We start from the raw sequence: 13,629 nt of genomic DNA, 5'->3' as shown, positions 1-13,629 counted from the left end.
TGTTGTTTTGAGGGGGCTCATAACAACAACACGCCGCAGGTCAACGTCAGAGTCGTTCGAAGCCTCGGTACATCTCCCAGTCCGTTATCGCCCTTTCGTATGCCTTCAGCTCTACGGTCGCGTAGTTCTTGTAGTGCTCTACTGCCTCCTTGCCGAAGGCGTCCAGGGCCCGGGAGCTGTGGCTCCAGTCGTCGGCGGCGGCGCGGAGTGTGCCCACGACCGTCGCGGCGTCCGTCGTGTAGGCGTTGCCTACGAACGGCTCCTCCAGCTCCAGTTCGTGGTCGATGCCGTGCAGGCCGGACGCGATCATCGCGGCGACGGCCAGGTACGGGTTGACGTCGCCGCCGGGCACTCGGTTCTCGATGCGCAGCGACGGCCCGTGCCCGACGAGCCGCAGCGCGCACGTCCGGTTGTCGATGCCCCACTTGATCGCCGTCGGCGCGAACGAGCCGGGCTGGTACCGCTTGTAGGAGTTGATGTTGGGCGCGTAGAGCAGGGTGTAGTCGCGCAGGCACGCCTGCTGGCCCGCGATGAAGTGCGCGCCGAGCCGCGACAGCCCGTGCGGCCCGTCCCCGGCGAGGACGGGCGTCCCGTCGGACGAGCGCAGCGACAGGTGGACGTGGCAGGAGTTCCCCTCCCGCTCGTTCGGCTTGGCCATGAAGGTGATCGACATGCCCTCCTGGGCGGCGATCTCCTTGGCGCCGGTCTTGTAGAGGACGTGGTTGTCGCACGTCCGCAGCGCCTCGTCGAAGCGGAACGCGATCTCGTGCTGCCCGAGGTTGCATTCGCCCTTGGCCGACTCCACGTACATGCCCGCGCCCGTCATCCCGTTGCGGATGCGCCGCAGCAGCGGCTCGACGCGGGCGCCGCCGAGCAGGGAGTAGTCCACGTTGTACTGGTTGGCCGGGGTGAGGTTCCGGTACGCCTTGTTCCAGGCGTCCTCGTAGGAGTCCTTGTAGACGATGAACTCCAGTTCCGTCCCGACGTAGGCGCCCCAGCCCCGTTCGGCCAGCCGGGCGAGCTGGCGGCGCAGGATCTGCCGGGGCGAGGGCGCCACGTCGGTGCCGTCCTCGGCGACGATGTCGGCGTGGACGAGGGCCGCACCCTCCTGCCACGGGATCAGCCGGAGCGTGCCGAGGTCGGGACGCATGACGAAGTCGCCGTAGCCGGTGTCCCAGGACGACATGTCGTACCCGTCGACCGTGTTCATGTCGACGTCCACGGCCAGCAGGTAGTCGCAGCCGTCCGAGCCGTGCCCGGCGGCCTCCTCCAGGAAGAAGCGGGACGAGAGCCGCTTGCCCTGGAGGCGCCCCTGCATGTCGGTGATCGCGACGATGACGGTGTCGACCCGGCCGCTCTCCGCCAGCCCGCGCAGCTCGTCGAGGGTGAGCGATGTGGTCACGGTTCTCCTAACCCAGCTGCTCGAGTTCCTTCTCGATGGCGGCGAGCTCCTCGGCGCTGCCCTGCACCTTCGGGCCCTTGAACCACGTGCGCGCCGAGAGCAGCCACCACAGCCCGGCGCCGCCGAGCACGACCAGGATCGCGACGGGGGAGTAGTTGAAGGAGTCCCTGGTGATCGGGTTCGCGGGCGGCAGCATGAACACCACCGAGACGAACAGCACCCACACCACGGCGAGCGTCCCGATCGGCCTGCTCCAGCGGCCGAGGTTCCACGGCCCGGCCTTGAAGTCGTCGCCCTGCCGCAGCCGCAGGAACGTCGGGATCACGTAGGCGATGTAGAGGCCGATGACCGCGACCGAGGTGACGGCGAGGTAGGCGGTGATGTTCCAGATCGCGGGCAGCGCGAGGACGAACGCGCCGCCGGCGGCCAGCCAGATCGCGTTGGTGGGCGTCCGGCTGCGCTTGTTGATCCGGTGCCAGAAGGACGAGAACGGCAGCGCACCGTCCCGCGAGAACGCGTAGATCATCCGGGAGTTGGCCGTCACCGACGACATGCCGCAGAAGAACTGCGCGCCGAACGAGACCAGGATCAGCAGCTTGCCGGTCGTCTCGCCGGTCGCCGCGATGAAGATCTCGGCGGGCCCGCCCTCGAGGGCCTTGCCGTAGTCCTGGATGGCGAACGTGACGCCGAGCAGCAGGATCCAGCCGGCCACGACGGAGATCAGCACCGAGTTCACGATGCCCTTCGGCCCGGACCGCGCCGCGTCGTGCGTCTCCTCCGTCATGTGCGCGGACGCGTCGTATCCCGTCAGTGTGTACTGCGACAGCAGCAGCCCGATCAGCGCCGCGTACATGCCGTACTGCCAGCCGGTCTCGTTGACGAACTCGGTGAACACGTACCCGACCGTCTGGTGGTGGGACGGCTTGAACGCCAGCACCCCGACGACGATCGCGACGCCGAGGACGTGCCACCACACGCTGACGCTGCTCAGCAGCGACACGATCTTCACGCCGAACTGGTTCAGCAGGGCGTGCACCACGAGCAGGATCGCGAACAGCACGAACGTGTGCCCCAGCGACACGTCGAACCCGAACTGGAGGTCGAGCAGCGGGTTCAGGAACGCGGCGGACCCGTAGATGATGGCCGCGGTCACGGCGACCTGGCCGATGAAGTTGAACCAGCCGGTGAACCACGACCACGCGGGGCCGTTCTTCTTGGCCAGCTTCGCGGCCCAGTAGTAGAGGCCTCCGGCGGTCGGGTAGCTGGAGCACACCTCGGCCATGGCGAGCGCGACCAGCAGGGTCATGGCGCCGACGCCGAGCCAGCCCCAGGTGATGACGACGGGGCCGCCGCCCCGCAGGCCGATCGTGTAGGACGTCAGGCAGCCGCTCAGCACCGAGATGATGGTGAACGAGACGGCGAAGTTGGAGAAGGCGGACATGGACCGGCTGAGCTCCTGGGCGTAGCCCAGCTCGTGCAGCCGTTTCTCGTCGTCGGACATGGGGTCGGGGCCGGCGGAAGCCTTGTGCTCGTCGATGCTCACGAGCACCTCCTCGTCCAGGGGGTTCGTGCCGCCCTTAATGGGCTAACGACAGACCATTAATATTTACGGGCGGCCTCCCGTCAAGACCCTGATCGCGATGAGACGCGCATGTAACGTGGACCTTTCAGACTCCCCGCGGCCCGAAGGACGGTCATGACCGAGCCGGACCCGGACCCGCCGGACCTGCCCGACCCCGCGGCGAGCGCCCTGCCCGACCTCGCGCACAGCGCGGTGTTCCGTCCGGTCCGGGCCGGCAACGCGTTCGAGGAGACCGTCGAGCGGCTGCTCCAGGCGATCAAGCTCGGCGTCGTCGACCGGGGCGAGCGGCTGCCGCCCGAGCGCGAGCTGGCGCCGCTGCTCGGGGTGAGCCGCGTCACGCTGCGGGAGGCGATCCGGGCCGTCCAGCAGGAGGGGTACGTCGAGTCGCGGCGCGGACGGTTCGGCGGGACGTTCGTCACCTACACGCGCCCCAAGCCCCGCCAGTCCGACCTGAAGCGCGCGCTGGCGCAGATGGGCGACGGCCTCAACGACACGCTCACCTTCCGCATGGCCGTGGAGACCGGTGCCGCGCAGATCCTCGCCACGACCCCGCTGACCGAGGCGCAGCGCGCGACGCTGCGCACCCGGCTGGCCGAGCTAAACGCGGCAGGGCCGCAGGAGTACCGTCGCCTCGACACGCTCTTCCATCTCACGGTCGCCGAGATGACCGGGTCGGCGCTGCTGTCGGCGGCCTGCGCGGACGCCCGGATGCGGGTCACCGACCTGCTCAACGCCATCCCCGTGCTCGGCCCGAACATCGAGCACGCGTCGTTCCAGCACGCCGCGATCGTCGACGCCGTCCTCGCCGGCGACCCGGAGGCCGCCCGCCGGGCTGTCGCCGAGCACCTGGAGGGCACGGCCGCCCTCCTGCGCGGCTTCCTCGGTTGACTTAAACCGGACCGGGGCCGATCACGTACTCTAAGTTGGTCGTCGAGATCACCCGTGCTGAGCGCGGGCGCACTAGCTGAGGGGCATTGCCGGATGGTCTACCTGGCAGGGATGCTGATCCTGTTCTTCGGCCTGCTGGTGTCCATCGCGCTGCACGAGCTCGGCCACTTCTCGTTCGCCAAGCTCTTCAAGGTGCGGACGACCCAGTTCATGGTCGGCTTCGGCCCGACCATGTGGTCCAAGCGCAAAGGCGAGACCGAGTACGGCGTCAAGTGGATCCCGCTCGGCGGCTACATCCGCATGATCGGGATGCTGCCGCCGCGCAAGGGCGACGCCCCCGGGCAGGTCCGGCAGATCAGCACCGGCCCGTGGCAGGGCCTCATCGAGTCGGCGCGCGGCGCCGCGCTGGAGGAGATCCGGCCCGGCGACGAGGACCGCGTGTTCTACGCCAAGAAGTGGTGGCAGAAGCTGCTCATCATGTTCGGCGGGCCCGCGATGAACCTGGTGCTCTCGGTGATGTTCTTCGCGATCCTGCTGATGGGCATCGGCACGATGCGGTCGCAGCCGGTGATCGGCGAGGTCCTCGCATGCATGGTGCCCGCCAGCCAGTCCCAGACGACGGAATGCCCGAAGGACGCGACGCCGACGCCCGCCGCGCAGGCCGGGCTCAAGGCCGGCGACCGGATCGTGGCGTTCGACGGCCGGAAGATCGACGGCGACTACGAGAAGCTGCAGGTCCTGATCCGCGACAACGGCGGCAAGACCGTGCCGATGACCGTCGAGCGCGGCGGGCAGGACGTGAAGCTGAACGTCCCGATCACCCGCAACCAGATGTACGACCTGAAGGACCACGACAAGGTCGTCAACGTCGGGTTCCTCGGCATCACCCCGATCCAGGCGATGGAGCGGCAGGGGCCGGGCGCGGTCGCGAGCACGATGGGCGACCTGACCGCGCGCACCGCCGAGGCGCTCGTCCGGATGCCGCAGAAGATGGTCGGCGTGTGGAACGCCGCGTTCAGCGACGAGAAGCGCGACCCGAACGGCCCGGTCGGCGTCGTCGGCGTCAGCCGGATCGGCGGCGAGGTCGCCGCCTCCCAGGACTACACCGGTGCCGAGAAGGTGTCGTTCTTCGTCATGCTGCTCGGGTCGCTGAACCTCGCGGTCGGGCTGTTCAACCTCATCCCGCTGCTGCCGCTGGACGGCGGCCACATCGCCGGCGCCCTGCTGGAGGCGGTCAAGAAGGCGTTCGCCAAGGTGTTCCGCAGGCCCGACCCCGGCTACGTGGACGTCGCCAAGGCGCTCCCGGTGACGTACGTGATGGCGGTCGTGCTGATCGTCATGGGCGGCCTGCTGATCTACGCCGACCTGGTGAACCCCGTCACCGTCACGGGATAACGGGCATCTCGCCCGTCTTGGCGAAGCCGTTCAGCGCGGCCAGGAAGGGCGCTATGTCGAGGCCCTGCTCCGCGAGCCACGCGTCCGACCCGTAGGTGCCGGCGTAGCGCTCGCCGCCGTCGCAGATCAGCGTGACGACGCTGCCGTGCTCGCCGCGCGCCCGCATCTCCGCGATCAGCTCCGCCGCGCCCCACATGTTGGTGCCGGTCGAGCCGCCCACGTCGCGGCCGCTGACCGCGCCCGTCCAGCGCATCGCCGCGACGGACGCCGCGTCCGGCACCCGGATCATCCGGTCGATGACCGTCGGCAGGAACGACGGCTCGACGCGGGGCCGGCCGATGCCCTCGATCCGCGAGCCCGCCGCCGTCCGCTCCGGGTCGCCGTCGGCGAACGAGCCGTGGAACGCCGACCCCTCCGGGTCGACGACCGCGAGCCGCGTCTGGAACCGCTGGTAGCGCGCGTACCGGCCGATCGTCGCGGACGTCCCGCCGGTGCCCGCGCCGACCACGATCCAGGACGGCTCGGGGAACCGCTCCAGCCGCATCTGCTCGAAGATCGACTCGGCGATGTTGTTGTTGCCGCGCCAGTCCGTCGCGCGCTCGGCGTAGGTGAACTGGTCCATGAAGTGCCCGCCGCACTCGGCCGCGAGCCGCCGCGACTCGTCGTAGATCGCGGACGGGTCGTCCACCAGATGGCAGCGGCCCCCGTAGAACTCGATCAGCTGGATCTTCTCCGGGCTGGTCGAGGCGGGCATCACCGCGGTGAACGGCAGGCCGAGCAGCCGCGCGAAGTACGCCTCCGACACCGCCGTGGACCCGCTGGACGCCTCGATGATCGTCGTGTCCTGCCGTATCCAGCCGTTCGCCAGCCCGTACAGGAACAGCGACCGCGCGAGCCGGTGCTTCAGCGAACCCGTCGGGTGGACGGACTCGTCCTTCAGATACAGGTCGATGCCCCACTCCGGTGGCAGCGGGAACACGTGCAGGTGCGTGTCCGCGCTGCGGTTGGCGTCGGCGTCGACGAGCCGGATCGCCTCGGCGATCCACGCCCGGTAGCCCGGGTCGCAGCGGTCCACGGTACGGCTCACGGTGATGTTCCCCTCGATCGTCCTTGACCGGCCGGGTCCAACGATATCCGCGCATGTCACGGTGCATCATGGAGGCAGCGGGGGGCAGATGATCGAGATGTTCGACGAGCGGATCGTGGCGGCCGGGCGGCTCCCGCTGTTCGGCTTCTTCGTGGCGTTCCTGGTGACGTTCGTGCTGACGCGGGTCAACGTGCGGCTGATCCGGGCGGACGTGCGCTGGTGGTTCAGCAACGTGACCGCCGGCGACCTGCACATCCACCATGTCGTGTTCGGCGTGGTGCTGATGCTGGCGGGCGGGGTGGGCAGCCTCGCCGTCCCGGACGCCTACACGGGCCTCAGCGTGGCCGCCGCCGTCGTGTTCGGGATGGGCTCCGCGCTCGTCCTGGACGAGTTCGCGCTGATCCTGCACCTCAGCGACGTCTACTGGACGGAGAAGGGCCGCGCGTCCGTCGACGCGGTGTTCGTCGCGATCGCGGTGACGGGGCTGCTGCTGCTCGGCATCCGCCCGCTCGGCTACGAGGGCATCGCCCCCGACCCCGGCACGGGCATCCTGACCCGCGTCTACGTCGTGTCCCTGGTCATCAACCTGGTCTTCGCGATGATCACCCTGCTCAAGGGCAAGATCTGGACGGGCCTCATCGGCCTGTTCATGCCCGCCCTGCTGATCGTCGGCGCGATCCGGGTGGCGCGCCCCGGCTCGCCCTGGGCGCGCTGGCGCTACGCCCCCGACTCCCGCCGCCACCGGCGCGCCGTCCGGCGGGAGCGGCAGTTCCGCCGCCCGCTGATCCGCGGCAAGATCTGGGTGCAGGAGTTCATCGCCGGACGGCACGACCTCATCCCGCCCGACCTGCTGCAGCGCCGCGCCGACGCCGCCGAGCGCGCCCGCCTCCGCCGCCTGGACCGCGCCGAGCGCCGCGCCGCCGCCCGCGCCGAGCGCCGCGCCCGGGCCGGCGACGAGCGCAAGGCCGCCGCCCGCGCGGAACGCCGCGCCGAGCGCCGCGCCGCCCGCAGAGCCGCCCGCCGCGCCGCGACGCCCGCCGAGAGGGCGACCGCCCGCAGCGACGAGGCCGCCCGCCCGGACGAACGCGCCGGCCGCCGCCTGACGGTCGCCCGCGCCTCGTCGCCGCGGGCGACCGGCCGGGCCGCGTCCCGCATGCGCGCCCGCGCCGCCGCCCGCCGCACCAGCCGCCGCCGGGACGAGTTCCTCCCCCGCTTCCGCCCCGCCGGCCGCCTCCCACCCGCCCCGAACCCCACCGAACCGGCCCCCCTGGGCGAAAAGCCACCGAGCACAGGCGAAGACCCTCCCTAACCCCCCGACCAGACACCCCACCCGCCCATACGGTCCGACCGGGCAGCGTGCCGACCGGGCAGCGTGCCGACCGGGCCGCGTGCCGACCGGGCCGCGAGCCGACCGGGGCGGTCCGATCCGGGAGTGCGCCGGTGCGGTCCGAGCGGGCCGTGGCGTTCTTAATCCATGACGGGGGCGACGGCGCGGACGGTGTCGATCGTGTCGGCATCGGCGGCGGACTTGTCGGGGCGGTACCGCAGCACGCGCGCGAAGCGCAGCGCGATGCCGCCGGGGTAGCGAGGGCTGTGCTGGACGCCGTCGAACGCGATCTCCACGACGAGTTCGGGCCGGACGTGCACCGTCCAGTCGTCCTCGCGAACGGCCAGCGCGCGGAGCTTCTCGGTCTGCCAGGCGAGCAGCTCGTCGGTGAGGCCCTTGAACGTCTTGCCGAGCATCACGAACTCGCCCGTCTCGGGATCGCGTGCGCCGAGGTGCAGGTTGGACAGCAGCCCCCGCCGCCGCCCGTGGCCCCACTCCACGGCGAGCACGACGAGGTCGAGCGTGTGCCGCGGCTTCACCTTGATCCACCCCGCACCCCGCCGCCCGGCCGTGTAGGGCGTGTCGAGCGACTTGATCACGACGCCTTCATGCCCACGCGCCACGGCCTCGTCGAACACCTCCTTGGCCCGCACCGGATCGCCGGTGACCACCCGGGGCATCCGCAGCTCCTCCGGCACGATCCGCGCCAGCGCCGCGTTCCGCTCCACCCCCGGCGCGTCGAGCAGGTCCCCTGATGCTGCGCCGGCCGTGGCGGGCGGGTGTTCGTCCAGGTAGAGGACGTCGAAGAGGTAGACGCTCAGCGGGACCGGGTCGGTGTTCTTCGCCGTGCGGGTCGCGGTGCGGGCGGCGGTCACCTGGAAGGGGTGGGGACGGCCGTCCGGGCGCAGGGCGATGAGTTCGCCGTCGAAGACGGCCGCGTGCACGGGGAGCCGGCGGACGGCCTCGACCACCTCGGGGAGGCGGGCGGTGATCTCGTCCAGGGTGCGGGTGAAGACGCGCACTTCGTCGCCCGAGACGTGTACCTGGGCGCGGATGCCGTCGAGCTTCCACTCGACGGCGGCCTCCGCCTTGAGCTTGGCGAACGCGTCGTCGATGGACGGTGCCGACGCGGCCAGCATCGGCTTGATCGGGCGGCCGACCTGCAGGGTGAAGGCGCGCAGGCCGGCGACGCCGTCGGCGAGGGCCGCCGTGGCGACCGGGCCCAGCGAGCCGCGCAGCATGAACGCCCGGCGCACCTCGGCGGGCTTCACCTCGGCCGCCGCCGCGATCGCCTCGGCCATGACGCCGTCCAGCGCGCCCTGGCGCAGTTCGCCCGCCAGCAGCCTGATGAGGAAGTCCTGTTCGGGGCGGGTGGCGCGGGCCAGGAGACCGGCGACGAGCTCGCGGCGGCGGGCCACCGAGCCGGGCCCGGACACGGCGCCGATCCCGGTGAAGGCCGCGTCCACCTCCGGGACGGTCAGCGACGGCTCGGCGGCGGGCGGCGGGACGTCCCGCAACGCGGCGTACCCCACCCCGATCTGGCGTTGCGGCAGCTCACCCGACAGGTAGGCGACCACGGTGGCGGCCTCGTCGGCGTCGGCGCGGCGCAGGCACTCGGCGAGCGCGGTTACCTTGGCCTTCCGGCCCGAGGTGCCCGCCACCGCCCCCGACGTCCGCGCGATGTCAGCGATCAGCACCCCTCCATAGTGACCCCGGGGTCTGACAATCGGCACCGTCAGGGGGCCTGGTCAGGGGCGGCGCGCCTGACTACGTTGACGGGAGGCGGGCCATGACGCGACGGGGAAGTGAGGAGCGGGACGTGGGGCTGCAGCGTCCGGTCGAACCGTTCCACCGGCCCTACGCCGGGCCGGAGCCGCCGTCGCCGGGGCGCCGGCCGAGGCGGCTGGTCGTGCTGCTCGTGGCGGCCGCCGCGTTCGCCGCGGCCGCGGTCGCGGTGTTCCTGGTGGTGCCCGGCGAGAACGGGGGCACCGACCGGGCGGCCGTGGTGCCGCGGCACAGCACGCCGGAGGCGTCCGAGCCCGCGCAGCAGATCGTCAGGGCGCTGCCGCCGCCCTGCGGGACGGTCTCGGCGGGCACCGTCGAGAAGGCGGTCCCCAAGGCGGCGAAGCGGCAGAGCGCGAACTCGACGCTCACCACGTGCACGTACACCTCGACCGGGTCGGCGTTCCGCTGGCTGCGGGTGGAGGCGCGGCTGTACGCGCCCGCCTACACCGCGACCCCGGTCCGGGACGCCGAGAGCTACTACGACGCGCAGTGGACGCAGGCGCACGACGCGCCGCTCGTCCGGACGATCGCGCTGGAGCGCGAGGGCGGCGTCGGGGACGAGGCGTACCGCTGGTTCAAGGCCGACGAGGGGCAGCCGACCGTGGTCGGGCAGGTCACGGCCCGGGTCCGCAACGCGGTCTTCACGGTCAGCTACAGCGAGCAGGCGCCCGCGAAGGCCGAGCGGGCGGAGCGGCAGCGCGCGATCCTCGGCACCGCGACCGCCGCCGCGCGCGAAGTCCGCACCGCGCTAAATGATTTCTGACCTGATTCGGCCGATCATGGCATATTTTCTGTCAGCACCTTCTAAGGTGATTCGGTAAAGGGGAGGCGGTATGCCGATCATGCTCCCGCGCCAGGCACTCGATCGGCGTACTGGGAACGCCTGGGAGGAGGAGGCGACGTCGTGACCGTGCAATCGGTTGGAGTGTCCTGGGTGAGATAGTCCCAGGCAGGCGCACATGTACCCCCGACGGGCCGCGGAGTGGACCCCCGCTCCGCGGCCCTTGGCATGTCGCCGCCCGGACCAATCTCCGGCATTACCGAACTGCTTTCTAAAAAGCGTTTCGACGTCGAGATAAATGGCCGCCCGGGTAGAACGTGTTACGACTCCAGCAGACCCGAACGGATCCACACGTCACGGGCCCGCCCGTCCAGGAAGCCGACCTCGTCGAAGAACGCGGTGCACTTGCGGAACGACCACGCCATCGTCGCCCGCCGGTGCGGGCTGCGCGCCGCCACCCGCCGGGCGAGCTTCGGGTCGAGCCCCACCGCCGTGTAGCAGGACGGGTGGACCACCTGGGCGCAGAGCAGCCGCGTCGCCTGCGCCATGCTGTAGGCCGCCGCCCGCCGCTGGAGCGCCGGGGCGTCCGCGACGAGGCGCTTCAGCTCCTCGCGCGCGTACTTGATGTGCCGCGCCTCCTCGATCACGTGGATCCGGGTGACCTGCCGGATCATCGGCTGCACGCCCTCGTCCGGGAACGTCAGCCGCTGGAACGCGTCGGTGAACTCCTCCACGACGAGGGTGCCCGCGAACATCGGCATCGGGTCGTAGACGGCCCCGAGCAGCTTCGCGGAGTGGTACTCCAGCGCCCGCGGCCGGTGCGTGCGCAGCCCGCACGTCCGCACCATCCGGCCGAACATCTTCGAGTGCCGGCACTCGTCGGCGATCTCCGTCAGCGCGTACGCCACGTGGTCGCTGTCGTAGCGGTGCCGGTAGGCGTGCATCACCAGCGACTGCATGAGCAGCATCTCCGACCAGATGCCGAACGAGGCGATGCTGCACATCTCCCGCTTGGTCAGCTCGACCCGCTGCCGGTGCGTCAGCGCGTCCCACAGCGGCGTCTCGTAGATCGACACGAGCTGCGGCGGCATGTAGAACGCGTCCGGGTCCTGCGGCGCGTCCCAGTCGACGTCGGTGTCCGGGTCGAACGAGTGCTTGCGGGACGTCCGCAGCAGGCGCTCGGCGACCACCTCCCGATGTGTCAGCTCCAGCGTGTGGTCGCCGTCCTTGCACCTGATCTGCGCCGTCCACGTACGCGGACGGCCGTCGCTGAGCAGCACATCGGGGGGCATCGATCCTTCACCTCGGAGAGTCGGGGGCCGTGCCCGGCGGGGGGCGTCAGCCCTGGGGTGCGGGGATTCTGGCCAGGAGGCGGACGGCGGCGGGGGACACGCGGGAGAGCACGTGCAGGAGGTGGCCCTCGAAGTTGACCGGGACCACGGCCTTGTTCTTGACGATGGCGTCGACGACCCGCTCGGCGACCTTCTCCGGCGGGTAGTTGCGGAACTGGATGGCCTTCTGGCCGCGCTGCTTCAGCCTGTCCGGGGACCCGGTGCTCCCGTCGGCGAAAGTGCCGTGCTTGACCAGGTCGGTGCTGACGAAGCCGGGGCAGACGGCGGTGACGCCGATGCGGGAGCCGGCCAGTTCGGCGCGCAGGCACTCGCTCAGCATCAGGACGGCGGCCTTCGTCGTGCAGTAGGCGGGCATCACCCGCCACGGCGCGAACGCCGACGCGGAGGAGATGTTGACGATGTGGCCGCCGAGGTTCGGCTTGTCGGGCTTGTTGGGGAGGGCCTGGACGCGGTCGCGCATCTGCTTGCCGAACAGGCGGGAGCCGTGGATGACGCCCCACAGGTTCACGTCGACGACCCGGTGCCAGTCGTCCAGCTCGGTGTCGAGGAAGGAGCCGGCGACCGCGATCCCGGCGTTGTTGACGACGATGTCGGGGACGCGGTGCGCCTCCTTCACCTCGGCGGCGAACGCCTCCATCGCGGCGGCGTCGGACACGTCCACCCGGTAGGCGGTGCCGCCGGTGCCGACCGACTTGGCGCGGGCGACGGTGCGCTCGGCGGCGGCCAGGTCGATGTCGGCCGCGATGACGCTCGCCCCGCTCCCGGCCAGCGCGAGCGTGATGGCGCGGCCGATGCCGCTGCCGGCTCCGGTGACGACGGCGAGCGCTCCATCGAAATGCGCGAGTGGCATCCAGACCTCCGAGATGTACGGACCGAGTGATCGAGGATCGAGTGATCCAAACGTACTCAGCCCGCCGCCGCGTCGGCGATGACGGCGTCGACCTCGGCCTTGCGGGCGGCCTCCTCGGCGGCGAACCGCTCGGTGTCGAGCTTCTCGGCGATCTCCTCGTCCTGGTGCATGAGCGCGTCCAGGTCGGCCTTGGACATGTCGAGGACGCCCATGTCGTCGTAGGTCTGCTGGATCCGCTCGCTCCACAGCCCGATGTCCTTCACGCACGGGACGATCCGGCTGAACAGCAGGCTCTGGAACATCCGCATGTAGGGGGAGTTCTCGATCAGCTCGTCGACCTCCGCCGGCTCGATGCCGAAGTTGGTCCAGATCTCCCGGCCGCGGATGCGGTCGCGCATCAGGTAGCAGCCCTCGATGACGAAGTCCTCGCGCTCGCGGAGCTCGGCCGGGGACAGCTGCTTGTAGTAGTCGCGCAGCGCGAGGCGGCCGAACGCGACGTGCCGGGCCTCGTCCTGCATGACGTAGGCGAGGATCTGCTTCGGCAGCGGCTTGGTCGTGATGTCGCGGATGACGCCGAACGCGGCGAGCGCGAGGCCCTCGATGAGCACCTGCATGCCGAGGTAGGGCATGTCCCAGCGGGAGTCGGTGAGGGTCTCGTCCAGCAGGTCCTGCAGCTTGGTGTTGATCGGGTAGACCATCCCGACCTTGTCGTGCAGGAACCGGGTGAACAGCTCGACGTGCCGCGCCTCGTCCATCGTCTGGGTGGCGGAGTAGAACTTGGAGTCGAGGTCGGGCACCGACTCCACGATCCGCGCGGCGGTGACCATGGCGCCCTGCTCACCGTGCATGAACTGGGAGAACTGCCAGGACGTGGAGTGCTGCCGCAGTTCGCCGCGCTCCCGCTCCGACAGCTTGTCCCAGTACTTGGTCCCGTAGATGGCGAGGGACTGGTCGGGGACGCCGAGGACGTTGTGCGGGTCGACCTCCAGGTCCCAGTCGATGCGCTTGACGGAGTCCCACTGCTTGTCCTTGCCCTTCTGGTACAGGGCGAGGAGCCGGTCGCGGCCGTCGTCGTACTCCCAGGTGAACCTGGTGTCTCCGGCCATCGGCACGGTCCAGGAATCGGACGGGAGGGGGTCGGTGTAGAGGTCGTGGGTCGCCATGGGCACTCCTCCCCGAA

11 protein-coding genes are annotated in these 13,629 nt (G+C 70.8%); 4 read left to right on the top strand and 7 right to left on the bottom strand.

Annotation, left to right across the window (positions count from 1 at the left end; translation table 11 throughout):
* Positions 1 to 46 precede the first annotated feature (46 nt).
* Positions 47 to 1,402 (bottom strand): glutamine synthetase family protein, encoded by a 1,356-nt coding sequence (locus ABZ806_RS20705; protein ID WP_500218953.1) that lies wholly within the window; start codon positions 1,400 to 1,402, stop codon positions 47 to 49.
* A gap of 7 nt (positions 1,403 to 1,409) precedes the next feature.
* Positions 1,410 to 2,945, bottom strand: a complete 1,536-nt coding sequence (locus ABZ806_RS20700; RefSeq protein ID WP_500218952.1) for an amino acid permease — start codon at positions 2,943 to 2,945, stop codon at positions 1,410 to 1,412.
* A gap of 153 nt (positions 2,946 to 3,098) precedes the next feature.
* Between ABZ806_RS20700 and ABZ806_RS20695 the strand changes: the two genes are divergently transcribed.
* A complete protein-coding gene (locus tag ABZ806_RS20695; protein WP_500218951.1) occupies positions 3,099 to 3,872 on the top strand; it encodes a FadR/GntR family transcriptional regulator in 774 nt (257 codons plus the stop codon).
* A 93-nt stretch (positions 3,873 to 3,965) separates the two neighbouring features.
* Entirely contained in the window at positions 3,966 to 5,267 is a 1,302-nt protein-coding gene (locus ABZ806_RS20690; protein ID WP_500218950.1) for a M50 family metallopeptidase, read from the top strand.
* Here the strand turns inward: ABZ806_RS20690 and cds1 are convergent.
* Positions 5,257 to 6,354, bottom strand: coding sequence for an L-cysteine desulfhydrase Cds1 (cds1, locus tag ABZ806_RS20685; protein WP_500218949.1), 1,098 nt, complete (start codon positions 6,352 to 6,354; stop codon positions 5,257 to 5,259). The two genes, ABZ806_RS20690 and cds1, sit on opposite strands and share 11 nt — an antisense overlap.
* Before the next feature lie 88 nt (positions 6,355 to 6,442).
* On the opposite strand from cds1, the gene ABZ806_RS20680 reads away from it, so the two are divergent.
* Positions 6,443 to 7,663: a hypothetical protein gene (locus ABZ806_RS20680; RefSeq protein WP_500218948.1), complete on the top strand. Its 1,221-nt coding sequence runs from the start codon at positions 6,443 to 6,445 to the stop codon at positions 7,661 to 7,663.
* Between the two features lie 158 nt (positions 7,664 to 7,821).
* Here ABZ806_RS20680 and ABZ806_RS20675 read toward each other — a convergent pair whose 3' ends face one another.
* On the bottom strand, positions 7,822 to 9,378 hold the full coding sequence (locus ABZ806_RS20675) for an ATP-dependent DNA ligase (protein WP_500218947.1): 1,557 nt from the start codon (positions 9,376 to 9,378) through the stop codon (positions 7,822 to 7,824).
* A gap of 92 nt (positions 9,379 to 9,470) precedes the next feature.
* Between ABZ806_RS20675 and ABZ806_RS20670 the strand changes: the two genes are divergently transcribed.
* Positions 9,471 to 10,229 (top strand): hypothetical protein, encoded by a 759-nt coding sequence (locus ABZ806_RS20670; RefSeq protein ID WP_500218946.1) that lies wholly within the window; start codon positions 9,471 to 9,473, stop codon positions 10,227 to 10,229.
* A 338-nt stretch (positions 10,230 to 10,567) separates the two neighbouring features.
* Here the strand turns inward: ABZ806_RS20670 and ABZ806_RS20665 are convergent, their stop codons facing one another.
* The 3 genes from ABZ806_RS20665 to ABZ806_RS20655 are packed head-to-tail and all read right to left on the bottom strand — an operon-like array spanning position 10,568 to position 13,612.
* A complete protein-coding gene (locus ABZ806_RS20665; RefSeq protein WP_500218945.1) occupies positions 10,568 to 11,539 on the bottom strand; it encodes an AurF N-oxygenase family protein in 972 nt (323 codons plus the stop codon).
* Positions 11,540 to 11,585: 46 nt separating this feature from the next.
* Positions 11,586 to 12,449 (bottom strand): SDR family NAD(P)-dependent oxidoreductase, encoded by an 864-nt coding sequence (locus tag ABZ806_RS20660; RefSeq protein WP_500218944.1) that lies wholly within the window; start codon positions 12,447 to 12,449, stop codon positions 11,586 to 11,588.
* Between the two features lie 56 nt (positions 12,450 to 12,505).
* Positions 12,506 to 13,612 (bottom strand): ferritin-like domain-containing protein, encoded by a 1,107-nt coding sequence (locus ABZ806_RS20655; protein WP_500218943.1) that lies wholly within the window; start codon positions 13,610 to 13,612, stop codon positions 12,506 to 12,508.
* Positions 13,613 to 13,629: the final 17 nt, after the last annotated feature.

The sequence above is a fragment of the Spirillospora sp. NPDC047418 genome, assembly GCF_040643275.1.
In the GTDB taxonomy this organism is placed as follows: domain Bacteria; phylum Actinomycetota; class Actinomycetes; order Streptosporangiales; family Streptosporangiaceae; genus Spirillospora.
The sequence above is the reverse complement of the archived record's forward strand: the minus strand, read 5'-3'. Positions and strand labels throughout refer to the sequence as shown.

Coding starts and splice junctions, on each gene's coding strand:
- ABZ806_RS20695 (WP_500218951.1), top strand. CDS start 3,099: ATGACCGAGCCGGACCCGGACCCGCCGGACCTGCCCGACCCCGCGGCG.
- ABZ806_RS20690 (WP_500218950.1), top strand. CDS start 3,966: ATGGTCTACCTGGCAGGGATGCTGATCCTGTTCTTCGGCCTGCTGGTG.
- ABZ806_RS20680 (WP_500218948.1), top strand. CDS start 6,443: ATGATCGAGATGTTCGACGAGCGGATCGTGGCGGCCGGGCGGCTCCCG.
- ABZ806_RS20670 (WP_500218946.1), top strand. CDS start 9,471: ATGACGCGACGGGGAAGTGAGGAGCGGGACGTGGGGCTGCAGCGTCCG.
- ABZ806_RS20665 (WP_500218945.1), bottom strand. CDS start 11,539: ATGCCCCCCGATGTGCTGCTCAGCGACGGCCGTCCGCGTACGTGGACG.
- ABZ806_RS20660 (WP_500218944.1), bottom strand. CDS start 12,449: ATGCCACTCGCGCATTTCGATGGAGCGCTCGCCGTCGTCACCGGAGCC.
- ABZ806_RS20655 (WP_500218943.1), bottom strand. CDS start 13,612: ATGGCGACCCACGACCTCTACACCGACCCCCTCCCGTCCGATTCCTGG.